We start from the raw sequence: 5,778 nt of genomic DNA, 5'->3' as shown, positions 1-5,778 counted from the left end.
ATCATGCCAATGGAAAACAAGCGAACATTGGAGATACATGGTATAACGCCAATGGAAAGTTGGTAAGCTTTTGAATATAGATGCTATAATAGAATCTAAAATAGTATAAACAAGATATAAGCTACATTAAAACGGTAGTTTATACTAAACGCTAATCATAATGAGAATATTCTTTCTCAAAAGCAAAACACGTCTAAAACCCAAGAAGCCTAACAATCTGAATAAAAACAGAAAAGCCAAAAAATGTTTGATAAAGACATCTTTTGGCTCTGATTGAGATTAACTAAGTAATTTAACTAAATAATATTAAGTATTAAAAGTGAAATTGTCAATATAGCACCACTAAACATAATAATGGTGTTTGGGAACTTTCGTTCGTATCGCCAAAAGAACTCTTTAATTCCGAAAAATAGAAAAGTATTAAAGGCGTAAAAGATAACAATGCAATATTTAATGTCAATTCCAAAAAGTGTAGGTGTTGCTGTTTCTGTAGCAAGGTCTGTACTTGTAAAAATCATTACTACAGTACTTGTTAATAAAACCACAGTAGCTAACCAACAGAATTCCAGAAAATTAAACTTCTTAAGCATTTGTTTTTAACTTTTTGTTTACTGATGTAAATATCTATAAAACATTTGAAGTTTAAAAACCCTTTAGCAGGGGATTTTTCCCCTTTTTTCACTCTAAGTCTATTGGAAAGAATATTTTTTACAAAAAAAATACTCCTGTATTTCAAGGAGTTAGTAATTTTTAAATATAAGCAATTACATAAGCGAGAACGAATACTGAAACTTTTAGTACAACTCCTGCAGTTGGCGAAAATCTATATTGATTTGTACGAACGCGTCGTTTTAAGTTAAATAACGATTGCGATTTTGTATTACTAAAGCTTTCTTTAATTTCTTCTTTGTAACGAGAAGTTAACATTCCTCTGTTTTCAAAGTTACTAAACGTTTCGATGGGTTCTACAGGAACCGAAATTGGCTGTGTTTGAATTGTTGTTGTCATGATTATTGTTTTTTGATTGATTTACACATATATGACGCGTCAACAAAAAAAATGTTACAAAGAAAATCGAAAAAATTTTAAAATATATTTTTTAAACCACTGTAAACTAACGATTTCTCCAGAAGAATGGCGTGATAAGAATTAATACCGTAAATAATTCTAATCGTCCAAGAAGCATTAAAAAAGTACACCACCATTTCCCAACAGAAGGTATGGAATTGTAATTTTCAAGCGGATTTAAATCTCCTAATGCAGGCCCAACATTTCCTAAAGAAGAAGCTGCACCACCAATGGCCGATTCAAAATCCAATCCAACAAATCCTAAAACTAATGCTCCAATAATAAACAATAACATATACAAAATGAAGAATCCTAAAATATTGTATACAATATGCTCCGAAACGGATCTGTTGTTATAACGCACAGGAATAATAGCACGCGGATGCAAGGTTCGTTTAAATTCTAACAAACCATTTTTAATCATTAATAAATGCCGCACCACTTTTACACCTCCAGAAGTAGAACCTGCCGAACCTCCCAGAAACATTAAACCAAAAAAGAAAATAGTTAAAAATGTTGTCCACGAAGTAAAATCTGCGGTGACAAATCCTGTGGTTGTAATGACAGCTACAACCGAAAATAACGAATGTCGAAAATCACTTTCCAGCTCGCCCCAAACCATTGGATGATAGTCAGATTGCTCTACATTGACTTGTGCATATATAATAACAGTTGCTATAATTGTAAAAATAATTGTAAGGATAGCATAGACTCGAAACTCCTCATCTCTAAATACTTTTTGAACCTTTCCTTTAAAAGCAAAGTAGCTCAACACAAAGTTTGTTCCTGCCAAAAACATAAAGAAAATGATGATATATTGTATAATTGGATCACCATTCCAATGCGCTATACTTGCATCTTTTGTTGAAAATCCTCCTGTAGACAAAGTACATAATGCATGATTTATTGCATCAAAAAAGGACATTCCTGCTACTTGCAACAAGATTGTTTCTGCAACTGTATATCCAACATAAATAAGCCATAAGCGCTTTGCTGTATCTGTAATTCTTGGATGTAACTTATCAGCACTTGGTCCAGGCGCCTCTGCAGCAAACAACTGCATTCCTCCTATTCCTAATAGCGGTAAAATAGCAATAGCTAATACAATAATTCCCATTCCACCAATCCAATGTGTCATGCTTCGCCAGAAAAGAATTCCTTCAGGCAAACCTTCTATTTTTTCTAAAATCGTAGCTCCAGTCGTGGTATAACCAGACATCGTTTCAAAGAACGCATTGGTAAATTTTGGAATCGTTTTGGTAAATAAATATGGAAACGTTCCAGAAAGGGACATAAAAATCCAACCAAAAGTCACAACAATATATCCTTCTCGTTTTTTGATTTCCTTTTTATGATCTTTTGTAGTCAACATAAAAAGTGCTCCCGCAATAATAGTAACCAATCCAGCTAAAAATAACTGAAACGTTATGCCGTCTTCATAAAAGAAGCTCATTAAAGTTGCTAGCAACATAAATCCGCCGTTGCAAACCAACAGCAGTCCCATTAAATGAAATATGATTTTATAATTTACCCTCATTATCAATAATTAGAGAAACATGCGTTCTACTTTGTTGATTGATTGTGGTAAACTACAGACGACAACTCTGTCACCTGATTTGATATGGAAATCGCCCAAGGCAATTAAACCTTCTCCTTCTCGTATAACACCACCAATAATGGCAGAACGAGGAAAATCTAAATCTTTTATCTTTTTATCGCATACGCGAGAAGTTGGCTTTACAATAAATTCTAATAATTCCGCATTCATGTTATTTACACGCGTCATATCGACTACATCTCCTTTACGAATGTGTCTGAATATATTGTTTGCCGCCAATAATTTTTTATTAATCAACGTATCTATTCCGATAGATTGTGACAATTGGAAATAATCCATATTTTCAACCAATGCAATCGTTTTTCGAATACTTTTTGACTTTGCTACCAAACATGACATAATATTGGTTTCAGAGTTTCCTGTTACTGCAATAAATGCATCCATGTCGTATACACCTTCTTCTTCTAGTAACTCTACATTACGTCCATCTCCTTGAATGATAAGTGCATTTGGTAATTCGTCTGCCAATTCAAAAGCTTTGTCTTTATCTTTTTCTATCAATTTTACATTAAATCGATTTCGACAAAGATCTTTAGCTGTTTTATGCCCAATATTACTTCCGCCAAGAATCATTACATTTTTAATGTCTTCGCGTTGTTTTCCGATCAATTTGTACAATTCCTCTACACCTTCTTTCGAAATCACAAAGTATACCTGATCTCCTTCTTTAAATAAAGTATCTCCACGAGGAATTATAGTGTATTGCGTTCCAAATCGCTGAATAGCAATAGGCACGAAGTGTAATTCTGGAAAAATACTAGCTGCTTCTTTCACACTTTTTCCAACAAAAGGCGCCGTTCGCTGTAAAATTGTACCTACCATTGTCAATGCGCCATTTTCAAACTCATAACTATCGTTAAAAGCCGATTGATCTAGTAATAATTTTATTTCGGCAGCCGCTAATTTTTCAGGAGAAATCAACTCATCAATTCCCAAATCACTAAATTTTAACTCTTCTTGGTTATCAATAAACTCTGTATTTGAAATTCGTGCAATGGTTCGTTTGCACCCCAATTGCTTTGCCAATACGCAAATAGTAATGTTCGTTGTTTCTGAAGAAGTTACCGTAATTACCAAATCTGCTGTAGCAACTCTTGCTTCTTTCAGCACATTAATAGACGTTGCATCACCTTTAATGACACGAATGTCCAAGTGTGCATCTGCATATTCTAAGTTTTCCTTATTGCAATCTATCAGGGTAATATCTTGAGATTCGTAAGAAAGTAATTTTGCCAAATGATATCCTACTTCACCAGCTCCCGCAATTATAATTTTCATTTAATTAGCTTATTGAAAAAGTATACAAATATACGAGAAAAAAGCAATCATCCACTAATACTTTTAAGCTTGAGTATCAGATTTGTAAAACCTATGCAAATTATAGGCTTTACAACACAACTATGATAGTAGGATTAATTATATTTGCCAAAATTTCCTGATATGTCTAAAAATGTAACACCGTATAAAGAGTCGAAACTTGGCAAGAAAGAGCAGGTTACAGAGATGTTCGATACTATTTCTAAGAATTATGACGGATTAAATCGTGTGATTTCTTTTGGTATTGATATTAAATGGCGAAAAAGAGTTGTTCGTATGGTTGGCGACACCAAACCGAAGACGATTTTAGATATTGCTACTGGAACAGCCGATTTGGCTATTAATTTGGCAGAAACCAGTGCAGAACGTATTGTAGGTTTAGACATTTCGCCAGGAATGCTGGAAGTAGGAAAACAAAAAATTAAGAAAAAAGCACTCAACGAAAAAATTGAAATGGTTTTGGGTGATGGTGAAAAGTTACCATTTGAAGACAATTCTTTTGATGCTATTACTGTTGCTTTTGGTGTGCGAAACTTTGAAAATTTAGAACAAGGATTAGAAGAAATTTTGAGAGTTTTAAAACCAAAAGGAATTTTTGTAGTGTTGGAAACATCTGTTCCTGTAAAAACACCATTCAAACAATTTTATAAATTCTACACAAAAAATGTTTTACCACTAATTGGGAAACTGTTTTCTAAAGACAATTCTGCCTACGGATATTTATCAGAATCGGCGGCTGCTTTTCCTTATGGAGAAAATTTCAACAATATTTTACGAAAAATTGGGTTTATAGATGTGAAAGATAAACCACAAACGTTTGGTGTAGCGAGTATTTACACCGCAACAAAATAGATTTTATGAAGAAGATTTTGCTCATCATCTGTTGTATTTTTGCTTTACAATCTACACATGCTCAACTATTCACTAAGAAAAAAGTATTGAATGATGCAAGTGGCGGAAAAGGTCAAATAGATAATAACACACTTACTTGGGGTTATTTTTTAGGGTTTAATAGTTACGATTTTAAGTTTACGTACAATAGAAATGCAGATGCCATTCAGCTAAAACCAGCTACAGGTTTTAATGTAGGTTTGGTTGGAGACGTAAAATTGAATAATTATATGAACTTACGTTTAGAGCCAGGAATTTTCTTTACGACACGTACGTTGGAATATCCAGAAAGTTATGGTTTGACTGATCCTGTAGATCAAATGCGTGAAATAAAATCGAGTTATGTGCATATTCCGTTATTATTAAAAATCGGAACCAAACGTATTAACAATATTAAACCATTTATTGTTGGTGGATTTTCTACTTCTATCAACTTATCAAGTAACGAGAAAAACCCTGATGACAATTTCAACAATCAGTTTCGTATGAAACGTAGAACGCTTTACTATGAATTAGGTTTTGGAGTGGATTTCTATTTACACTACTTTAAATTTACACCTTCTATTCGTGGTGTTTTTGCGTTGAATGATGAATTGGTTCGTGATGTAGATCCAAACAGTCCGTGGACGAGCAATATTCAGAAAATGCAATCACGCGGAATTTTTATCAATTTTACGTTTCAGTAGCATCTCGATAGCTTCGCTAGGTATTTTCAATCAAAAATATATTTTGATTTCAATAATGCTCGATGTGACACATCTCGATTGAGATTTTTATGTTGAAAGTATCTTAGTTTTTCAAAAGAATTTTTATTTTCAAATGTCATTCCTGTGTAGACAGGAATCCATTTAATATTTAAGTAGATTCCGCATCAAGTGCGGAAT

General features: G+C 33.2%; 6 protein-coding genes. 2 read left to right on the top strand and 4 right to left on the bottom strand.

The window, feature by feature from the left end:
• Positions 1 to 296 precede the first annotated feature (296 nt).
• The 4 genes from ACRBBL_RS04890 to trkA all read right to left on the bottom strand — a co-directional run bounded on the left by ACRBBL_RS04890 (position 297) and on the right by trkA (position 3,964).
• Positions 297 to 590 (bottom strand): hypothetical protein, encoded by a 294-nt coding sequence (locus ACRBBL_RS04890; protein ID WP_431367903.1) that lies wholly within the window; start codon positions 588 to 590, stop codon positions 297 to 299.
• A 160-nt stretch (positions 591 to 750) separates the two neighbouring features.
• Positions 751 to 1,008, bottom strand: coding sequence for a hypothetical protein (locus tag ACRBBL_RS04885; protein ID WP_431367902.1), 258 nt, complete (start codon positions 1,006 to 1,008; stop codon positions 751 to 753).
• Positions 1,009 to 1,114: 106 nt separating this feature from the next.
• Entirely contained in the window at positions 1,115 to 2,572 is a 1,458-nt protein-coding gene (locus ACRBBL_RS04880) for a TrkH family potassium uptake protein (protein WP_431367901.1), read from the bottom strand.
• 42 nt (positions 2,573 to 2,614) lie between these two features.
• Positions 2,615 to 3,964: a Trk system potassium transporter TrkA gene (gene trkA, locus ACRBBL_RS04875; protein WP_431367900.1), complete on the bottom strand. Its 1,350-nt coding sequence runs from the start codon at positions 3,962 to 3,964 to the stop codon at positions 2,615 to 2,617.
• A 162-nt stretch (positions 3,965 to 4,126) separates the two neighbouring features.
• Between trkA and ubiE the strand changes: the two genes are divergently transcribed.
• Together ubiE and ACRBBL_RS04865 are read left to right on the top strand one after the other, a co-directional pair.
• Positions 4,127 to 4,855, top strand: coding sequence for a bifunctional demethylmenaquinone methyltransferase/2-methoxy-6-polyprenyl-1,4-benzoquinol methylase UbiE (gene ubiE, locus ACRBBL_RS04870; RefSeq protein WP_431367899.1), 729 nt, complete (start codon positions 4,127 to 4,129; stop codon positions 4,853 to 4,855).
• A gap of 5 nt (positions 4,856 to 4,860) precedes the next feature.
• Complete coding sequence (locus ACRBBL_RS04865; RefSeq protein ID WP_431367898.1) at positions 4,861 to 5,580, top strand: porin family protein; 720 nt, start codon at positions 4,861 to 4,863, stop codon at positions 5,578 to 5,580.
• Positions 5,581 to 5,778: the final 198 nt, after the last annotated feature.

Source organism: Kordia sp. (assembly GCF_050633145.1).
Classification (GTDB): Bacteria; Bacteroidota; Bacteroidia; order Flavobacteriales; family Flavobacteriaceae; genus Kordia.
This window is presented reverse-complemented; position numbering and strand designations above follow the sequence as displayed.